This is a genomic window from Roseovarius maritimus (genome assembly GCF_043355895.2).
GTDB lineage: Bacteria > Pseudomonadota > Alphaproteobacteria > Rhodobacterales > Rhodobacteraceae > Roseovarius > Roseovarius maritimus.
In genome coordinates this window covers 1-18,425 of the sequence record NZ_JBHFPF020000012.1, presented here as the reverse complement: position 1 = coordinate 18,425, position 18,425 = coordinate 1, and the positions used below count along the sequence as shown (strand labels likewise).

The window sequence follows — 18,425 nt, the reverse complement described above, 5'->3', positions numbered from 1 at the left end:
GGGATACGGTCATCCCGCAGGTCAGGGCTCGCGCGGGTTTCGATATGGGTATGGCCGCATCGAGCTGAGGAGCGGTCATTCGAGAGGCCTCGTTTGAATGACTTCTAAGGGCCGATCCAGTTCTTTTATCCGTTAAGGCATGGATGGCCTTCTTTGCGGAGACCCGTGACCCAAGCATTCAGTCTGCGCCTTCGTCGGACCGAAGATCAGTCCCCTCCTGCACAATCCTCATCCTTTCCGCCGGGTACGGCTGAAGCAGCATATGCGCCTCTTCGGCGTTGCCGTGGAGCCAAGTGTCGTAGCTTTCGGCATCGAGGATAACGGGCATCCGTGACGGGTGAACCGGCCTGACGATCTCATTGGGCGTCGTCGTGACGAAGGTGTAGGTCTCGGCGCGCTCCGGTCCTTCCTTGGTTTCGTACCGTGACAACTGCCACATGCCAGCGAAGGCAAAGGGCGGGCGCGGTTCCTCGCCCTTCAAGGCAAACCAGTGATACGTTGCCGGGTTGCGTCCCTTCGCTTCACAAAAGCTCGACGCGGGCACCAGGCAGCGACGATTGATGAAGCTGTCCTTCCACAGCCCCGCGGTACTGAGCTTGTCATCGCGGGCATTGTTCCAAGCGCTTGGCTTAATGATCGCGCCGGTTTTTTTCGACTTCTTCGTCGTTCGAAAGCCCCAAGGCAGGCTGACCAACTCTCGCTCTCCATCGTCGGTTAGACGAACCACCGGACCATCATAGTTTGGGTAAATTGCGGTCAGCGGCTCGGCATTGCCAAGCTGGTCGTGATCCGGCGCCACCTGAAAGAGCTGGCGCATGGCCTGTTGCGCGGTAGTGTTCGAGTAGAGATTGCACATGTGGATAAGCTATAGCTGAAATGTGGTATCGGGCCAGATTTTTTCGAGCCAAAGCGATGCTTGGCAAATGCTACAAGGTAACCAGGGTCTGCTTCGAGCCCACTTTGAACGATGCTGCATTGTGTATGAATGGCTGCCATCACCAGTGAGGTAAAAAAACTCTCAACGACTGTCTGGATTTTGACGTTAAACTACGTCGCTTCTTCGGCGTTCACGGGCCGGAGGAAAATTGACAGACTCAGCAGGGAAAAGACGAACTCGTAGACCTCCCACTTGCGATCCATGTCGACGGAGAGCATCACCAGACTGGCGATTATGGTCAGGAGTACATGTCGCCTTCCTGGCACCGGAACGGATAGGATGCGAGCAACTCTCTGCACCCATCCGGCCCGAGGATAGAGCAGAGGGAAAACAGCGAGTAGAGCAGCAGGACCAGTGTCAACGCGGGACCGAACAGTGTCTTCGTAAGTTGTTTTCCACCTACCACTAGATTGTGTCCGTCGTCATATAAAATGGGACATCAGAGCGGATTGAGCAGTGGAGGCTCTGGCTCGTTCGTGTGATTGATTATGCGGCTTGTTTCTGGTGTTGCAAGCGGCGCTGTCGGATTGTCTGTTTCTTGATCTTCTCCCTTTCCCTGAGAATGGCTTTATCGCGGCCGAAGTAGACGTCGGCGGGTGTGACGTTGTTCAGAATCTCGTGGTATCGTTGGTTGTTGTAATATTCGACGAAGGCCCCGATCTGCTGCTCGAGATCGCCGGACAGCGCTGACGAGTTGTCATAGTATCCCATCTCCTCCGCCACTCAGACTAATGTCGTAATTAGTTATATAAATGAGTCACTTAAATGTGGCGCGGAACTTCCAATCACACACATTAACCACACACACTGGCCACACTCAAAAACCCTTCCATCACTGGTTTGGCGTTTTCACCAATCCTTGCTCTCCACATGATTTGCTGACGGTGCTAAGCGACGGGATGGTCAGGAGCACTAGCGAGCCAGGTTTGAGCAATCTTCGGCTTACCTTGCTTTCACTCAGGGAGACGATGAGCCAAGTGGTAGCTAGAACCCGGAGCTGAAGGTTACTATGGCGGAATGGGGAAAGGACACCCCCGTTGCGGGCTTGCAGGGTATCTCAATCGCCTTTTCCCATTTCTGTCACATAAGGACTGCCTTGGTGGGCGCACATCTTATCTCTCACGCGGATGACGTGCCTACGAGTTTTCTGTTCACTGAATAGGAGCTAACGTTGTAAGCTTTGAGGCTAAGCTTGGGAGTGAAGATCATGTACTCAAATGAGTAATCCGCGTCCATTTATAGGACCAAATGGTCAATCACGTGACGGTAGGTTAAGTAGGCGTGCGTTCTTGTATGGAGCGGGAAACATTTCGATGTTTTGTCTGTTAGGATCAAGTTCTGCACAGGCGACCGGATTTCAACCGTTTTCGACGAGGGTTATTCTATCCGGCCACTCATTAACCGATCCAATCGTGCCGGTTTTGAGAACTATGGTCGCTGCCGCAGGTCAGCACGAGGCTCGCGACAGTATTATAGACCGTTCGACTATCCCAGGCAGCCCAATGGACTGGCGCTGGAACCATCGAAATGAATATATGCCAGATGCTCGTCATGACATTGCGGATTATGACTTGCTAGTAATCACCGAGCGTGCATCCCTCTCAAATACTGTGCTGTGGCACGACTCTGAAAACATGGCCTTACGATGGTTCACCCATGCATGGACCGAGGGCAGTGATGGCGCTGGGGCCGAGACCATCCTCTATGCTACTTGGATAAATAACGACAGTGGGCCGGAATTCGACAATCCGTACAATGATCCAGAAGGACATCTAACGTTTCGTGAACGTTTGCCTCTGGAGATGGCACGCTGGCAGGCTATTGCGGATCACGTCAACGCCAACCGCCCGACCGGATCGCCACGGATGCGAGTCATTCCGGGTCCTTTAATTATGGCCGCCGTGCATGATGCTATCGATACCGGGCAGGCGCCGGGACTTGATAGAATAGAGGACCTCTTTTCAGACACGATTCATTTGAATGGACAGGGTGCTTATTTAATCGCCCTAGCGCATCTTGACGTAATCTACGGTTATGATTCTCGAGATTTGCCAAGCGGTCTCGGTCGACTTGAGGTGCCGTCACCCGCTACAGCAGCCTGGATGAAACAACTGGTCCATGATGTTCTGCGAGGCTATCCAGACGCTGGTAGAAGCTGAAACTTTCGTAAAAGTAATAAATGGGCTGCCGTCCTCTGTCGGCCGCTTTTTTCTTGCTGTTAGCTGATTGGATCCAACGATGTTGAGCCAGTACCCTCGTGCGAACTTGTTAGTTTGCATAACGAATTTTTAATAAAACAGCGCTTCTTAGCAGACTTCCCCTTACCCGGACTGGTTCATCCGACAGCTTCTGTGATGGGGATGCCAAGGACGGTGTTTCCGTTCATGGCGGAGATGCGGACTTGGACTCCCGCAACATGACGGGCGAAGTCCCGTGCCATGAGGCAGTAGTTTCTCGCGCCGCGGTCGGCGGTGGTGTCGTGGCATCTGCGCGTACCATCGGCTCCGTGGGCCGTGACGGTGCCGATCTGTTCATCCGCAGGAAGCAGTCTGATTAGATCGAGTAGGACGAATGCGTCGCCGTTATGATTGGCGGTGATTCCAACAACTTGGACTCAGCCGGTGAGACAGAGCTATCTCCGAGTGCAAACAAGTTCAGTGATGTTGCCCGAACAAAAAAATTACTATAAGATTTAATACCAGTAAATTTGGTATACCTCGCCTAGTTATATCGAGAATTTTTACCGGGGACGCCGAGATTTTATGAAAACTTTTTCCTCTATATTTAATACTCTCAATAAACCCTTGATTGTTGCAATCGTGGTACTCGTAATTTTTTTACGAGCTCCGAATTTATTTTATGATCCTAGATTTTGGGCTGAGGAAGCGTTTGTGTACTATGCGACAGCTCATAAACTAGCAGGCTTTGAAGCCCTTTTGGCCCCCCATATGGGATATTATTCTTTGTGGTCGAATATGGCGGGCTACCTGGCAAGTCTCTTGCCTATGGCGCAAGCGCCCTACGCAACACTGCTAATGTCGCTGTTAGCACAACTGATTCCCGTTGCCCTCATTCTTGCTGCCCGTATCCCGGTTGGCCTATGGGCTCGTTGTCTGATGATTGCCGCATATGTGTTGGTCACTCCAACGGGAGAGGTTTGGTTGAATACCATCAATAGCCAATTCTTTTTCGCGATCTCCGCGGCTTTGATGATAGCTCTACCTGACCCAGGCAAGCAGAGCAGAGTTCAGGTTGTTTTGCTTTTTCTAATGGGGCTCAGTTCGCCAGTAGTTTGCTTTTTGGGGTTGGTCGCACTTATTGCATTTTTACAAGAACGTTCTCCGTATAGATTAGAACAATTGTGGGCATTGGGTCTGGCTACCTTGATTCAGATTGGAGTCATCGTGTCAGTCCCACAAGGCGGGCGTATAACAGAATTTGATCTGGCAACATTCTTCGTTTACGGGGTCCGCCAGATCACGCTTCTATTCACAGGGTTTTTCCCCGCACGTCTTCTGGTGGACTTTGCTGAACCGCAGTTGGCCGCAGGTACGTTTGGGATAATCAACACAGTTATTTTTGCGTCTGTGTATTGCGGATTTACTTTTTTACTTTACAAACTGACGCCGTACTACTTACGTAGAATAGTATTAGCCTCGGTGATATTGTCGTTCTTTATGAGTATCGCGGCGCTCGGTGATCAAGCCCTAATTCTTACGATTTATGAGCGTTACTACACCCCCCCGACGCTACTTTTTGCAATCGCGCTGGCGAGTGTTGCCGTAACCCAGAGCGATTGGATTGGCTGGATCGCCGCAGCAGGTCTGACATGTGCTGTTGGAATAGGATCGCTACACTATTTCTTTGGTGGTAAAGAGCTCTTTAGCGGGCCATCTTGGGCTGCAGAGGTTGAAGACTACGCCCATAACCCACTAGACCCAATCGTTATCTGGCCCAGTTTCTGGGTTTTTCGACCCGAAGATCCCATAAGTGAGGTTGGGAGTTGGCCATCCGTTGAGGAAGTCCGCCAATTCGGTGCGACCCGGCTGGACGGAATGCAATGATCTAGTTTTTCGATCCAACGGTTTTACGGTGTGATGCAGTGCCAATAATTAAAGCGGCAGCGCTAAGGGACAGGTCGTTTCTCACGTGATCGAAGCCACGTTTGGGACGCCAAATGCAAACCCGGTTCTCAGCTTCTCCAAGAGACATGTCAAGGAGCGGGAACGGGTACAGTGGCTCAGGCCCAAGGAGTACGACTGGATCCTCGAGTCCTGCACCAACCAAACACAGCGCGCACTGATCCAGACCGCGGTCCATACCGGAATGCGGCGCGGCGAACTGGTCACGCTTCGCAAGACGATGATCGATTTCGATCGGAAGGAGGTCACACTACATGTTGATTTGACGAAGTCGAAGCACGGGAGGGTTATTTTCCTGTGCGACACACGGCGTCAGGCGCTGGAAGAGCTGTGTTCAGAAACTCCAAGAGACCTAGTCTTTAAACCATATGGACCATGTGAGCGACAAGTGAAGGGCCTACACCAGTTTCAACAGATCCTAGGAAGGTATCCCGAACGAGCCGAGCTCGATGACGTGCGTTTTCAATACCTTAGACACACTTTCACTTTCTGCTAGGTTCAGTCAGCGGGAAATCTCCTACACCTTCGCGACATCCTGGGTCACTCCAGTTTGCAGATGGTGCAGCGATACGCTCACCTGAACCTAGCAGCCTATCACGAGGAGATTCGAAGGGTCTTCGGACACAGTTTGGACACAGGGTAAAATAACCGCGGACACAGCACCTGACTAAGTCATTGAAAAATGGTGAACCCTGCAGGATTCGAACCTGCGACCCACTGATTAGGTCCAAGTGGCCTCAGCCCTCCAATGCCCTGGAAACGGACCTGTTAGACACATTCAGCGCTTTTGCCACCTCTCGCTTGCTTCCCCCCTGAGCAACCATGTGTCGTATCTCAGGGGCTTTCTCACGGGCTGTGGGACGCCTTGTGGGACGCTGGTGTGGTTTTCGTGTCGATGTAGCGGGGGAAGACGTAGCCATTGATGGAATGCTTTACGGCTTGCTTTACTGCCCACAGCGCGACCCCACCAGAACAGTATTGCCCGACGGCATTCGCCGAGGCATAAATCGAATATGAAAAACAGGATTATCCGCACCGGTTGGATGATGGCTTTCGCCCTCATAGCCGCAGGATCGGACGCAACCGCCGACCCGAGTCATGGCTCTTTCACTGCCGAGCAATCTGATCCCCACGGACCGAAGGTCCAGATCGCGTTGGACGGTATTCGCGCTGCCGCTGCCGCCGGTGACGTGGCCGGCTTGCTGGCCTGGTTCGATCCGGACGCGACATTCAGCTTCGGTACCGAGACGGGGCACGACGCCTTTCTCGAGCTTTGGCAGGACGATGGCGACGATACCTTCGGGCGGTTTCTGGCGGCTTTCGATGCCGCCGTGGTGCCCGGCGGGATCCGGCTTGAGAAGGACGCGATGCGTTTTCCCTATCACACCCGGATCGTGGCCGAGAACGTCGATCCCTACTTCGTGATGCACGTCGCACCGGGCGAGTTGCGCGCCAGGCCGGCACAGGATGCGGCGCGGGTGGATATCATCCCCTATGCTTCGGTGCATTGCGTGGACCCACTGTGCCTCACCGATGAGGCGGGCGATTGGCTCACGGTGCAGTTAGCCGATGGCAGCCGCGTCTACGCTCCGCCCGATGCACTTCGCTCGGTTGTGTCCGAATACCGTCTGATCCTCGAAGAAAGCGAAGCCGGATATCGCGTCACGATCTTCGTGGCCGGAGACTGAATTCCCGGCGCTCTTGATCCAGACGCCGCGATGGGCTTTGCTTGGTGCATGTGGCTGCAAGAACCGACACCGCCCGACAACGACCCGACCCCCTGGCGCGCGGGGCTCGCCGTGTTCGCACTTTTTGCCGGGTCCGAATACATGTTCGGTGGCGGGATGCTCCTGCTCATCATCGGCGGCATCGTCTCGGCGGTGGTCGGGATAATCATTGCAGACCACCTGAAAGCCCCGCCTGCGCGGAAGAAGGACGACAAGAGCGGGGAGCCTGATGCGCCACCGAAAGACAGACCGTGACGGTCCGGTTGCGCAGAGGGCCAGGATTCGCCAGCACCCTGTGGCCAAGTCGACGCCGCGACAGCCCGACCCCGACAACCCTGAAGCGTGTCGGCAGCCTCTGCGCCATGCTGACCGCGCTGCTGTCGCCCACGACGTTCAAGGCCGAGCCGCTGGACCGGTTCGTCGCCGGAAAGATCGCAACGCCGGGGCGATCGATGAGGCTTGTCCATGAGGCGGCGGGCCCAGTCCTCCATGACGGCCCTGACCACCGGGTGGCTGTCGATGGTGGGCACTTGGTTCTGTCTTTCGACACGCTTGTTGTCTTCCATTCCGAGGGCGGCGTGCGCGCGGAGATCCCCCATGACGGCCTGCAGATGGGTGATCTGCTGCACCGCATGGCGCAGGTCGAGGCATTTACCGTCATGCATAGCCTCGATACGCGCCAGACCGTGGCGGCGAAATTGGATTTCGTCGGTCTGCCTCGTAGCGCTAAGGCGCTAACCCGGCGGATCGCCGAAGATCGGCCAGAAATCGAGGCGCGAGATGACACTGTGGCGATCCAAGACGCCATTGACCGGCTTGGTGAGGACTTTCTGCGCGGCGACGCGCGCGTGCTTGAAAGCGCGCGCGCCTATCTGATCGGGTTCGGGCCACCCTCGGCTGGTGCTGCGCCGGACGCAATGATCGCGGCCGATCCCGCCAAACCGCTGTTTCTGTCGCCAGATGCCGATGCCGCGGCGACAGAGACGCTGGGGGAGCGGCTGATTTTCGCGGCCCCCGAGCTCGCCACAGCGCCGGGCCGCCGTGCTATTTGCATTCCCTTGGGTGGCTGCGGCTGGGGCGAGATCTCGGCCCTGACCGAGGTGCGCGCGGATTGGCTGCGCATCGACAAGGCAACGGGGCGGATCGAGGCCATAGTACTGCGCTGAGTTGCCGACGCTCTCGCCAGCCCTCACTTTCAGGTTCTCCAAAGCATCATTGCGCCGCGGCGGGGCACCCTTCTTTGCACTTGCCCCTCGTGGCGCGTTCTAGCCGTGCTTTCTCTTCGGCCTCGGCGCGCCGCCATCTTTTCTCGTCTGCTTCAGTGCAGGGGTTTTCGTGGCCCGCCGGAGCGTTACTGACGCAAAATTCAGGGTACGCAAAACTTCGGGTATCTCCGGATACAATACCTGAGCCACTTCTATGGGTCGCGGATGACGACACCCCCGTGTACTCCCCCGTCGCCGCGCGCGCCCGAATTCCCTGCCAGAATTCTGAATTCGGATCCTGCAATGGGTCTCCGTTCGAGACGCTGCGCTGCATCTGCGTCAGGCCCCACACCAATGCTTGCGCGTCGGCTTCCCTCTGCGCGCGGTCAAGCGCCGCCTCGCGGCGCCGGTTTTCCTCGGCCAGCTTTGCGGCGCGTCGTTCGGCACGGCGCTGTTCGCGGACGGAATACAGATTTTGGAGTGATCTGTTTCGCGCCGCCGCAGCAGCATCCCATGCCGCGTTGGCGGCGTCGATCTGTGTGCGGGCGGCGGCAATCTCGGAATTGAGCCGGACTGCCTGATGGTCGACCGCTCTTGCGATGGTCTCGAATTCGTCGGCTGACAACGAGGGCGCGACCGCCTCTATGATGTGTTCCAGCCGGGTGTTCAGCCCGCGGATCTCGACCAGCTGATCTTGCAGGTTGGCCGAGGTCAAGTTTAGGCAGGATTTTATGTCGTTCATCCGGGAGTCGAACGCGTCGAAGACGGCCCGCTCGTCCCGGACCGGGGTTCCGGGAAGCGACCCACAGGATTTTAGGGACACGGAGGTTGCGGCGAGGCGGTCAAAGATCGGCTCGAAGTTCTGAGCAATGTCGTCGATACGCTGCTGTTCCTCGTGCTGCTCTTTCGACATGAAGGTGGGAGCGTATCCGGATGGGATGTTGTCAATGTTCAAACCGCGCGGGGTCCAGTTTTCGCGCTGGTCCTGCGTCCGCTCGAACACGAGGCGCGCATCCGCCATCGCAGTGCGGAACGGCGCATGGTTGTCGCCTTGGGCAAATCGCGGTGGCATGGCCTCCAATCGGTCGAGCCAGGCCTTTGCCGCGTCAGTCATCTCGGACCATGTCGCCTCGGACAACATGCCACTGACCGTTTCCAGATCGCGCCAGTCCGCTACGAGCGATGCCTCGTCCGGGCGGTTCGGTGCCTTCAGTCCATAACTGCGCGACAGCCCGTCCTCGACCCGGTCAAGCGCGCTGCGAAGCGCGTCGTAGCCGACACGGTCATGGTCCTTGGCGTATCTGAAATGCAGCGTCCAAAGCGACAGCCGCGCGTTTTCTATCGTGGATGACACCAGCGCCGGGTTTGCTTGCCAGACCTCCCTCGCGGCGTCTGCGGACAGCCAGTCGCCGCCCTTGCGCCGGAAAAGCCTATCCCATTCAGGCGAACCCGGAACATTGAACGCCCATTCCCCATTCCATCCGGTCGATCCGGCATTCGTCACCAGTTCGACCTTGCCGCGACCGGGAACCTCGAAAAGGTGCCGGATCTGAACATCGTAGAGGCGAACATAATTCTGGTACCGATCCGGCAAAGCGCCAAAGCGCACCGTTTCGTAATGTTCGTCTACGCCGCCCAGAATGGGCAGCGTGACCAGTCCGTCGCCGATTACGTATTGAAATTGCTGAGAAATGACCGGCTCATCAATCAGAAGGCCCATCTGAAGCTTGCCCTTCCAGGCGAAATCCAGCCCCGCGCCACGTTCGGATGTGCCATATCCGATTGCGTCGTCCCGGCCTTGGTGCAGAAATGACATCGTTTGAGCCGCGCCCTGCCCAGTAAGGACCGCAAGCCATACGGTCATCGTCAAAGCCAAATGGAACATCATTGCGCAGTGTCCTTTAACCATGTCTCGAACGCGGCCTGTTGCAGGGACTCTGGCGCGGGTGCTACGCCGCTGTCGACATCCGCAAGAGGGGTGAATCCCATCTCTACCGTCGGCGTAAAAGGGATCTTGCGATAAGCGGCGGCACGCTCCGCCCAAGGCGCCAGCCACGGATCGATCCAGTTGCGCCACGTGTCGTACCAGCCCACGCCCACGACGATCGTGCCGATAATCCCTGCCATGATCGCAAGTCCACTCTTGTTGATCCGTCTTTCTGGCTTGGGCTCAACCCTGGACGCTGCTACTCGGGTCGACGAGCCGGGGCGATCCTTCGCGGCGCGGCGCGCAGGTTGGCCTCGTGTTACCGAGCCTGTCCGGGCCGTTACGGCTTCTTCGGTGACGATCCGTTCGACCAGGTGCCGCACGGCGGCGACATGCGCCGCCCGCTCGGCCGCGTGCGCGGCGGCCATCCAAGTGCGGACCCCTTCGCTATCGAGGCCTGCGTAAATTCGATCTGCGCGGGTATTAAAAAGGCGCCGGATTTCGGGGGTATTGAAACACTCCATGTCCTCGAGCCGGAATCGCCCGCCATCGACCTCGGCCTTGATCGTACCTTGTTCCATCGCACCGACGAGAACGAGTGGCATGATCGCATTGGGCACTGGCACAGGCCGCTCGGAAAGCAGAACAAAGCTGCAGGCATCTATCGCTCGGCCCAACTCCGGAATTTCTGCCTGGATGGCCGCGAACAACGCACCAAACCCCTCATCCTCGCAGCCGGATGCACATTTACCAGCTTCAGAGAGGGCCAACAGAGCTTCGAATATGCCTTTTGTTCGGTGCAACCCGGCGATGATGTCAAAAGGTGCCATACCGGTCGCCTGACCGCTGATCAGGTCCAACCTTTCAGCAGTTTGCGGCATGATTTCGCGGGATGGGCCGACGGGTGGGGGATCCTTGGCTCCATTGGTGGCGGCCTGCTGCGTGTCGCCGGAGTCCCGCTGTTTCGGCCGTATTTCGGCGGCGCACTTATTGCCGTTTTCAATACGCTCCCGGATTGCACCATCGGCTTCGTCGACATCGGCCCTGGAAAACCCTTGAAGGCTGAGATCGCGGCGCATGGCAAATCTGAGCTCGGTCTCTGTGGAAGACCTCCTCACTGCCAGCGTATATGCCGCGTCAATGTCACCATCGGTCAGCGAAGGTGCGGAACGCATATTGGCCAACCGCTCTTCGATCAGTTCTTCCGCGGCAGCCATCGACTGTTTCAGATCGAAATTGGTCATGCCACGCGACAAACAGAGAGCGCGGTATTCCGAAAGAACTCTGAGCTTTAGCGCCTCGCGATTGCCCGCCGCGACCCTGCCTGTCAGTTCGTCCAGCAATTTTTTCAGTTCTGGATCAACACGCATAACATCGTCCGAATAAGGCTCTTACAACACAGATTAGCATCGAGAACCTTTTCTGTCGCCCCGAGGGGCAAATTATATTTCAGTCTGGCCGCTCGGTAAGTTTGCAAAACACCTTACACATAAATGCGTAGCGTGAGCTACTTCCCATCTCTTGGACAGGATCTGGCGTATGTTAGGCTTGCCGCTCGCCAGAACCTGTCTCTGCCCTTGGTGGACAATCTCCATGACTGGCTGCAGGAAGAGCGCGCGAAACTGTTCAGACACAACAAGGTGGCCAAGGCGATCAATTACATGTTCGAAAAGGAAGGCCGTTGGCGGGCCTTCACGGCAATCCTCGATGACGGGCGCATCTGCCTGACGAACAATGCAGCCGAACGCGCTCTGCGTGGCGTGGCTATGGGCCGAAAGTCATGGCTTTTTGTTGGCTCCGAGCGCGGCGGGCACCGTGCCGCGGCCATGTATACCCTCATCGTCACCGCTAAAATGAACGACATCGACCCGCAGGCTTGGCTGGCCGATGTCCTCGCCCGGCTGCCCGACATGCCCGTCTCGCGCGTGCATGAACTTCTGCCTTGGAACTGGAAAACCCTGTCCTTCGCCGAGGCGGCATAATCATGCAGCTCAACAAGGTGCATTCCGTAAAGACCATCGACCGCGTTGCAGCTGAACTGGGCGAAACCGTCGACCAGATCTTCGATTTCGCCATCGACATGGAAACCGAAGATGGCGTGATCTGGGTCTATGGCCCTGGCGACGACAGCGTCATCTCCTTCACTCCGTTCGGGATTGAAAACCTGCAAGAACTCATCGAAATGGACCGTGAGCACGCGCGTTGACCTCGCTGTGGCCTACGCCGGATGCTTACGAAACCTGTCCGCTTCGAAATCTTAGAAGGCACGCGCAAGTCTCTCGACAGATCGATGCAAGACCCGCTGATGGTTGGCTCCGAATATCTCTGGCCTGGCCTGGACCACCCGATGGGGGCACTCCACTTCGAACTGAAGTTGAAATATGATGGGAAACGCAGGAGTGCGCGAAAGCCGCTCAGCAAGCCTCAGGCTTTAGGAAGATAGTCTTTCAGCTGAATATCGATTCTTCCTATGTGACTCTCGAGCCAGTTGTCGATCATGCCCAGCAGGCGTTCGGCTTTTGTGCGGACAAACCCTTCGGAGGCGAAGCGTTCGTTTTCTATTAGAACCAGGCGGCTAAAGTGTTCATGCTCGCGCTTATTTTGCCCCGCTGCGGGACAAAGATGGGCGAACATGCACTCTTCTTCGTAAGAGAAATGCGTCTCGACGAATAAGGTGAGTGCCTCCAGAAACAGGTCATATGTAGCTTCGCCGGCATTTGCCTCCAAAACTTGCCGGTACTGGTTCGTGGTGTCGAACAACAACTTGTGCTGCTGGTCGATTGCTGTATCGCCCGTTTCAAATCGCGCTTGCCACTTCATGCACATCCCCTTTCAACGCTAATCAAGAGATCAGAATCCGCGATCCAAAACGACAATCTGGGATCCATATTTAGGTTCTTAACTAACTTTCACCAATTGGCCTTACAATAGAATGAATATTACACGTATAGCATCTGCGGATCAAATGAGTTCGCTTCTTTGTTGGCGCATCTGCCTCGTGAGCGCCAGCAGTTGGGTGTATCGAGCTGAGAGAGCCCTTTCATAGACGGATGACGTAGAAGAGGTTTTTCAGCGCCTATAGCCCGCTTGGCACGCGACACTTCCATGCCGCCAGAGTGCAACTGCCATTTGTAGAAGGTCGCGTCACTGATGCCATGCTTGCTGCACAACTCTGAATCGTCATGTGATAGCGTAGAGACCCACTCTGCTCACGGCAGTCGAAATGTCGGCGGTGGCGTATCGGGCTTGGACAATGCGGGAACGCAGCTTACGTCCGGTTTCCGCTGATTCTGTGGAAAAACACCCGTTCGCGAGCGCAGATTATTGGGCCTCGTGAATGGCGCAGCTTCCTTTCCTGTCAGGCTTTGCGCGTTCGCTGCGGTGCAGGAAATATCTTCGCCAGCTTTCTGAGGTTCTGTGCGGTGGCGGCGAGGAGGAATTCATCGTTGGCGCCGCATGGGCCACGTAATCGAAGCCGGCCGAGGCCAAGGAGGGGTCTGCGATGATCCACAAAGGAGGACGATCACATCATCAAAGCTTCTTCCCGCTCTCAACACATTTATATGTATGAGATAGCGCCGAATATTTACACCGCCTTAATGGTTTCCAGGTAAATAGTTCTAAACATATCCGTACTTTTTAAGACACATGCAACATCATCATTCATAACGATGACATTGATAGCAAAAAAGCTTATGTTTTTGGTAGCAACATTTTGCAACCAGTTAATACTTTGTGTGGGAAAGATTTAGTTACCCATCGAATAGGCGGATTAGAATATAAAGATGATCAACGGAACCAGGATCACTCTGTTATCCGCCGAAAGGCGGCTTGATCTCAAAACGGTCTAAGATTCTAGGTTCCTGGCGATTGATTTCGGCGGGAACCTTTTTCAGAAGTTTGGAGCAGCCGGTTTGCGCGCGTGCGCAGGCAGGCGGCGCCGCGGTGGCATCTTGGGGTCCGGAAGCGCATTTGTATGGAGCTCACGGCGCAGGTCATTGTGGTCTCGACCGGCAACAAACATTGTAGATCTTGCGTCAAAGTGCTCGGTTTCGAACCTCTCGATCATCTGTTCACAGTTCAGGAATTCCAAGGCATCTATGCGGGAACCTAGATGCCTATCCGATCCGAGAATGATGCCCTGGTTGGGGTCGATGGCACACATGCGCTGATCTTCGGACAGCTTGAGATCAAGGATGTAGATCCCGTTCTCAGTGTTGATGACGGGCCATCCGCTCAGCCATTCGATGTGAACGCCCGGTATTGCGGTGTCCTGAAACAAACATTTGCTTCGGTAGTCACGCAATAGGGCAGGGGTGGCTTCTGTGGCTGCGCGGACCTCGCGCCCAATTTCTTCTGACTTTGTGGCTTTCACAGATGCGGCGTATTTGTTTGCATCGATGACGAGCTTACACCATTTTCCGCGCGGGTCGAGGCCACCTTCGATGATGCCGTATTCGTCCAGATGGGCTTGGCTTGTAATCTTTTCTGGATCCTCGAAGGCGGCGATCATGGCATGATGCGCTGCGTAGTTTAGCGTCTCAATATGGGCTCCCAGCGGCGTGTCCGGATCTGGATCGACTACTTCATCCGCAGAAAGCGGCTCAAGCCATGGTTGCCTGTTGTATATAGCAAACAGGTGCGCGTTGACGATTGAGCGCAAGAATTTGAAGTGATCAGTTTCTTTCGTTGCTGCGTGCATAGCATGTCGATCACCGACCAGTTGCAAGGCCGCGACCGCATCAGAAATCAATCCACCACCATCTCGATAAGCACGCATCTGGTGGCTGGCTGTAGACTTGCTGGAGGGTCGGGACGACCTATTGATCTCCGCATTCTTCAGGCGGGCGGACTCATACTCCGCACGTAGCAAGCCCGTATCGAGCACCGACTCCCCCTCAACCACCAGCTTCCGGCGTCCGGCAAGAGGGTCGTCAGCGCCGACAAATACCGGATCTCCATAAATCGGCTGGTTTGCCGAGTAGAGGGCGCCGTCGACCAGGTCTTTGTCGATCTCGACCATCATTTTCTTGAGTTCAACAGGCTCTATCGGCTCATCGAGCTCGAACCAGAAGCGACCTCGAAATCGTGTCACATTCGGATCGTATGAATACGACTTGTCATGCTCTGATCCGGACCCGTGCATGCCTGCTGAGCTCGATAGGCTGCCAAGGTAGCGGACGCCTTGAAATGCATGGGGCAGGGCGCTTCTAACCTCTTCAAAGGCAGCTCCAAGCTCAGTCTCGAGGTTGTATTCGCGGGATAGTTCAAAATCATCGATATCTAGGGGTAGAGCGCGGATCCTCTGGTCGAGGATCGTGCCCATCGAGTAGGTTTTCGCGTCCAGCCACGCAACGCAGCTTCCATCCTTCGTTCCGAACGCAGCCACGCACTTGTCTTTGACCGATTTCATCGGCTCTCGACGGTTGCCCTCTGGACCGAATTTGTAGATCTCAGTCTTTGTCTCTTTCCGTCTCAGGCCTCTGAATTTCTCGAGGAACACAGGTTTTCCAACCGTCGTGAACGAGCCCGATCCGAAAATCTGATCGACGGCCTCATCTATCGACGGGGCTGAAATTGGGTTGAAGAAGAACGTTGATTTTTGCGAGTTCTCGCGCTTCGCGAACCTACCATCCGGCAGCGCGAAAAACGTCTTGGAGTAGGGCAGGGCGCTCCAGATTTTGGTTGAGGTGTCGAAGTCAGCTTCCTTCATGGCACTCAGCACATGGCCACCAGTTGAGCCCAGATATTTCTGTTCGAGGCCTTCCTTCATTGCTGCTCGGATGGGCTCGGACCGAGTCTTCAGATCGGCGGTTGTGGGCTTGTGAAAGAATGCAGGCTGCTCTGCTGACGCTGTTTCGGGGATCACATCCAGGTCGCGGTAGAGGCCCGATCTGATCTCATCATGCAGGTGATCGTTAAAGCCAGAAATATGCTCTCTAAGGAAGTCGCTACTGGCTTCAGGGCAGATCATGCAGGCTGGGATCGCGATACCCGACATCCCGATGAGTTCATAGAGCATCTCTTGAGCTTCGTTTTCATTTTTTCGGAAAGCGACCCGGATCTGTTGACTCGACATGAACTGAAAGAAGTCTTTTGCGTACTTGTCCGAGCTCCGCGCGTCATCGAGGAAATGAGCGATCCGCCAGGCCAGGTGCCGGCAGGTCTCCCTAACATCAAGCAGTCGGGTCTCTTGTTTGTCTCTGTCGAGATAGAGAGCGTAGTCACTCGGATCGAAGCCGGGTCCAGTTGGACTACTTTTAGATTTCTTTCTCTTTCCGGTTTTTGGAATTCTGGCCATCTGTAAAAACACTTAATCCTGATTGTAATACACAATCGCAGGCAGAGGTGAAAGCGGAATTAAAGATGAGAGATAATCCCAAACGAATATTTTACTTGATGCTCGCCACCTATGCGATGGTGTTCCTAGAAGGATTTTCCGGCTTCGCTTTCAATGCGATCGCGTGGCTGATCACACATCATTCTGTTGCTCCTGCCGCGCACGGCTCCATTGCTTCAGCCGCAGAATGACAGGCTGTTTTAGGTAAATCGGGCATTCTCATGCTCGGTGCTCCGCCGAGGATAATGTTGAGCCGGTCGCTCGATCTGCGAGCTTGTCCAAGGATTGTTCGAACCGTCTCATAACACGTTTCGTCGTGCGACCTCTTTTGACGGGTCTGAGCAGATCCACATGGTATCTGCCACTTGCAGCTGATCGCGGGGACGGCGCAGGGCAGCCATTTACGACGGTATCTAAGCTGCGGAGCTGGCACTTCAAATCAGGCAGCGTCCCACGGATCTGATAGTCTCCGGCCGTGATGGCGGCGGAAGTGTTCTTCGCGTCCATCAAGAATATGCGAATGAACCTGTCGAGCTCATCTCGCGCCCGCGTGTCGATGGCCGCGAACTTGATGTCAAGCTGTTCGGTCTCTTCATCTTCGAAAAACTGGATATGTCCGCGGATGTCATCCTTGCCGCAGAGCTGATCGACGGCATAGCCAACAAAATATGCATCTTCTAGTGCGGGTCAGCACTCCCCGATGTTTAGATCTCCTTCTCTTCGCATATGCGCGAGCATCCATAGCGCCGCAAGGCTTCATCTGAATTTAATTTTAAGCAGATATAATGAGAGTAGTTAAAATACTTTTAAATAAAATAATGGCGAAGCAAAATTAATAGTGAAGAAAGAATAATATGAAGCATTCACAAGCAGCTTTTGCAAAAAATGGTGTTGTTTACGATAAAAATCTGAAACCTCTCGACTCTATTCTTGCTGCGCGCGGGGACCGGCTTCTCGATGTTTCTAGCAGCTTCGAGACAGTCCCCGCGAGGGCCACAGAAGGTCCGGCTTTCGAATTCACGAATGATGCGATGTCGACAACGATCCAGCTGTTGATCGCGTCTAAAGCTGACCAGAAGCCGCTGGCACATGTGGCTCACGCACCGGCAGGCATCGGCAAGACGACGTCAACGATTGAAGCGATTTCAGAAAAAATCAGAAATGGGCTGATCACAAATCATGTCGTCCATTTTGTCATTAATCACCGGCTAGCGGATGAGACGCGTGCTGCCTATCTCGCCCACGGCGTCGAAGCGAAGGAAGTCGTCATCTGGAAAGGGCAGGGGCATGCTGACATGTGCCAAAAGCATGAGACTGTTCGCAAGCGACAGTCGATGTCTTTGCGAGCTCGAGATCTCTGTAAAGCGTGCGAATACCGCTCTGACTGTGCATTCCTGCGCATTCGCAGTGACATGGCGAAGATGGCGCCACCCAAGATCCTACTTGCACCCGTTGAATATATCCGTTCCGGAGGCCTGCCAAAGCGCGTTCTCGAAGGCGATACAGACCTCGTCATCATTGATGAGGCGGTCCATCAGACTATGATCGATCATGGGAAGATCAACCTGTCGAAATTCGGTGAAATCTGGAACCGTTCATACGCAAGCAGTGCTTATGACAACGACGCGCCGGATCTGATGCATGATCTTTCGATGCAGATTGCCAGCACGATCACCGAGCATAATGTGGTTGGAGGACTGATGCGCGGGCACTCGAGCCCCGATGGGCTGATCGAGGACGTCGCAAAAATCATTGACTACAGAGAAGCCGAACTATCTGATCTTGTCCCCCTCGATGGTGACTATCTGGGACAAGAGATGGCTCGGAAGCAGGTGCCAAATTATGTCGAAGAAGACCTGAAAATCTGGAACACGCTGCTCAAGCAGCTGAGGGAGATCAACAAGCCGGCGTCGAAGAAGACAGCGTGGATCATGAAGCGGACGGACAGGAACAGCACATTCATCGAATACGTCAACAAAGTTGAATTCCCATTCCAGAATACGCCTGTTTTGCTGCTGGATGCGAGCGCCGACAAGGCGATCCACAGTGCTCTCTTCGGTTCCACGCATGAGTGTCAATCAGCATTCAAAATTGACCCCTTATCGGCGTCCAATACTGACCCCCTCTGGTTCTGAGCTGGCCCGCCG

14 protein-coding genes and 3 pseudogenes are annotated in these 18,425 nt (G+C 55.1%); 10 read left to right on the top strand and 7 right to left on the bottom strand.

Annotation, left to right across the window (positions count from 1 at the left end):
- Nucleotides 1-178 precede the first annotated feature (178 nt).
- Together ACEWPM_RS16875 and ACEWPM_RS16870 are read right to left on the bottom strand one after the other, a co-directional pair.
- Nucleotides 179-856, bottom strand: a complete 678-nt coding sequence (locus ACEWPM_RS16875; RefSeq protein WP_393963998.1) for an SOS response-associated peptidase — start codon at nucleotides 854-856, stop codon at nucleotides 179-181.
- A 567-nt stretch (nucleotides 857-1,423) separates the two neighbouring features.
- Nucleotides 1,424-1,621 (bottom strand): annotated as a pseudogene (locus ACEWPM_RS16870) (IS3 family transposase); the annotation flags it as partial.
- 818 nt (nucleotides 1,622-2,439) lie between these two features.
- On the opposite strand from ACEWPM_RS16870, the gene ACEWPM_RS16865 reads away from it, so the two are divergent.
- The 6 genes from ACEWPM_RS16865 (at nucleotide 2,440) to ACEWPM_RS16840 (ending at nucleotide 7,972) form a co-directional block, all read left to right on the top strand.
- Nucleotides 2,440-3,096, top strand: coding sequence for a hypothetical protein (locus ACEWPM_RS16865; protein ID WP_393963999.1), 657 nt, complete (start codon nucleotides 2,440-2,442; stop codon nucleotides 3,094-3,096).
- 603 nt (nucleotides 3,097-3,699) lie between these two features.
- Nucleotides 3,700-5,001, top strand: coding sequence for a hypothetical protein (locus ACEWPM_RS16860; protein WP_393964000.1), 1,302 nt, complete (start codon nucleotides 3,700-3,702; stop codon nucleotides 4,999-5,001).
- An 85-nt stretch (nucleotides 5,002-5,086) separates the two neighbouring features.
- Complete coding sequence (locus ACEWPM_RS16855; RefSeq protein ID WP_393964001.1) at nucleotides 5,087-5,575, top strand: tyrosine-type recombinase/integrase; 489 nt, start codon at nucleotides 5,087-5,089, stop codon at nucleotides 5,573-5,575.
- Nucleotides 5,576-6,092: 517 nt separating this feature from the next.
- The gene (locus ACEWPM_RS16850) at nucleotides 6,093-6,767 is read left to right on the top strand and encodes a hypothetical protein (RefSeq protein ID WP_393964002.1); all 675 of its coding nucleotides are present in this window, start codon (nucleotides 6,093-6,095) and stop codon (nucleotides 6,765-6,767) included.
- A gap of 48 nt (nucleotides 6,768-6,815) precedes the next feature.
- Nucleotides 6,816-7,061 carry a hypothetical protein gene (locus ACEWPM_RS16845; protein ID WP_393964003.1) on the top strand — a complete coding sequence of 82 codons (246 nt, stop codon included), beginning with the start codon at nucleotides 6,816-6,818 and terminating at the stop codon, nucleotides 7,059-7,061.
- A 107-nt stretch (nucleotides 7,062-7,168) separates the two neighbouring features.
- Entirely contained in the window at nucleotides 7,169-7,972 is an 804-nt protein-coding gene (locus tag ACEWPM_RS16840; protein ID WP_393964004.1) for a hypothetical protein, read from the top strand.
- Nucleotides 7,973-8,018: 46 nt separating this feature from the next.
- On the opposite strand, the gene ACEWPM_RS16835 is transcribed toward ACEWPM_RS16840, so the two are convergent.
- Together ACEWPM_RS16835 and ACEWPM_RS16830 are read right to left on the bottom strand one after the other, a co-directional pair.
- Complete coding sequence (locus ACEWPM_RS16835) at nucleotides 8,019-9,827, bottom strand: hypothetical protein (protein WP_420768037.1); 1,809 nt, start codon at nucleotides 9,825-9,827, stop codon at nucleotides 8,019-8,021.
- 68 nt (nucleotides 9,828-9,895) lie between these two features.
- On the bottom strand, nucleotides 9,896-11,308 hold the full coding sequence (locus ACEWPM_RS16830) for a hypothetical protein (RefSeq protein WP_420768036.1): 1,413 nt from the start codon (nucleotides 11,306-11,308) through the stop codon (nucleotides 9,896-9,898).
- A 174-nt stretch (nucleotides 11,309-11,482) separates the two neighbouring features.
- Between ACEWPM_RS16830 and ACEWPM_RS16825 the strand changes: the two are divergent.
- Together ACEWPM_RS16825 and ACEWPM_RS16820 are read left to right on the top strand one after the other, a co-directional pair.
- Nucleotides 11,483-11,920: pseudogene (locus ACEWPM_RS16825) on the top strand (IS66 family transposase); the annotation flags it as partial.
- 2 nt (nucleotides 11,921-11,922) lie between these two features.
- The gene (locus ACEWPM_RS16820; protein WP_393964006.1) at nucleotides 11,923-12,144 is read left to right on the top strand and encodes a hypothetical protein; all 222 of its coding nucleotides are present in this window, start codon (nucleotides 11,923-11,925) and stop codon (nucleotides 12,142-12,144) included.
- A gap of 218 nt (nucleotides 12,145-12,362) precedes the next feature.
- On the opposite strand, the gene ACEWPM_RS16815 is transcribed toward ACEWPM_RS16820, so the two are convergent.
- From ACEWPM_RS16815 to ACEWPM_RS16805, 3 genes and pseudogenes are all read right to left on the bottom strand, one after another.
- Entirely contained in the window at nucleotides 12,363-12,758 is a 396-nt protein-coding gene (locus ACEWPM_RS16815) for a bacteriohemerythrin (protein ID WP_393964007.1), read from the bottom strand.
- Between the two features lie 263 nt (nucleotides 12,759-13,021).
- Nucleotides 13,022-13,114 (bottom strand): annotated as a pseudogene (locus ACEWPM_RS16810) (transposase); the annotation flags it as partial.
- A 716-nt stretch (nucleotides 13,115-13,830) separates the two neighbouring features.
- A complete protein-coding gene (locus ACEWPM_RS16805; RefSeq protein ID WP_393964008.1) occupies nucleotides 13,831-16,239 on the bottom strand; it encodes a hypothetical protein in 2,409 nt (802 codons plus the stop codon).
- A 65-nt stretch (nucleotides 16,240-16,304) separates the two neighbouring features.
- On the opposite strand from ACEWPM_RS16805, the gene ACEWPM_RS16800 reads away from it, so the two are divergent.
- Entirely contained in the window at nucleotides 16,305-16,469 is a 165-nt protein-coding gene (locus ACEWPM_RS16800) for a hypothetical protein (protein WP_393964009.1), read from the top strand.
- Nucleotides 16,470-17,132: 663 nt separating this feature from the next.
- Nucleotides 17,133-18,413 carry a hypothetical protein gene (locus ACEWPM_RS16795; protein WP_393964010.1) on the top strand — a complete coding sequence of 427 codons (1,281 nt, stop codon included), beginning with the start codon at nucleotides 17,133-17,135 and terminating at the stop codon, nucleotides 18,411-18,413.
- Nucleotides 18,414-18,425 lie beyond the last annotated feature (12 nt).

Excerpts from the sequence above, each read along its gene's own strand:
- ACEWPM_RS16875 (WP_393963998.1), bottom strand. The coding sequence starts at position 856 with ATGTGCAATCTCTACTCGAACACTACCGCGCAACAGGCCATGCGCCAG.
- ACEWPM_RS16865 (WP_393963999.1), top strand. The coding sequence starts at position 2,440 with ATGGACTGGCGCTGGAACCATCGAAATGAATATATGCCAGATGCTCGT.
- ACEWPM_RS16860 (WP_393964000.1), top strand. The coding sequence starts at position 3,700 with ATGAAAACTTTTTCCTCTATATTTAATACTCTCAATAAACCCTTGATT.
- ACEWPM_RS16850 (WP_393964002.1), top strand. The coding sequence starts at position 6,093 with ATGAAAAACAGGATTATCCGCACCGGTTGGATGATGGCTTTCGCCCTC.
- ACEWPM_RS16845 (WP_393964003.1), top strand. The coding sequence starts at position 6,816 with ATGTGGCTGCAAGAACCGACACCGCCCGACAACGACCCGACCCCCTGG.
- ACEWPM_RS16840 (WP_393964004.1), top strand. The coding sequence starts at position 7,169 with ATGCTGACCGCGCTGCTGTCGCCCACGACGTTCAAGGCCGAGCCGCTG.
- ACEWPM_RS16835 (WP_420768037.1), bottom strand. The coding sequence starts at position 9,827 with ATGTCATTTCTGCACCAAGGCCGGGACGACGCAATCGGATATGGCACA.
- ACEWPM_RS16830 (WP_420768036.1), bottom strand. The coding sequence starts at position 11,308 with ATGCGTGTTGATCCAGAACTGAAAAAATTGCTGGACGAACTGACAGGC.
- ACEWPM_RS16820 (WP_393964006.1), top strand. The coding sequence starts at position 11,923 with ATGCAGCTCAACAAGGTGCATTCCGTAAAGACCATCGACCGCGTTGCA.
- ACEWPM_RS16815 (WP_393964007.1), bottom strand. The coding sequence starts at position 12,758 with ATGAAGTGGCAAGCGCGATTTGAAACGGGCGATACAGCAATCGACCAG.
- ACEWPM_RS16805 (WP_393964008.1), bottom strand. The coding sequence starts at position 16,239 with ATGGCCAGAATTCCAAAAACCGGAAAGAGAAAGAAATCTAAAAGTAGT.
- ACEWPM_RS16800 (WP_393964009.1), top strand. The coding sequence starts at position 16,305 with ATGAGAGATAATCCCAAACGAATATTTTACTTGATGCTCGCCACCTAT.
- ACEWPM_RS16795 (WP_393964010.1), top strand. The coding sequence starts at position 17,133 with ATGAAGCATTCACAAGCAGCTTTTGCAAAAAATGGTGTTGTTTACGAT.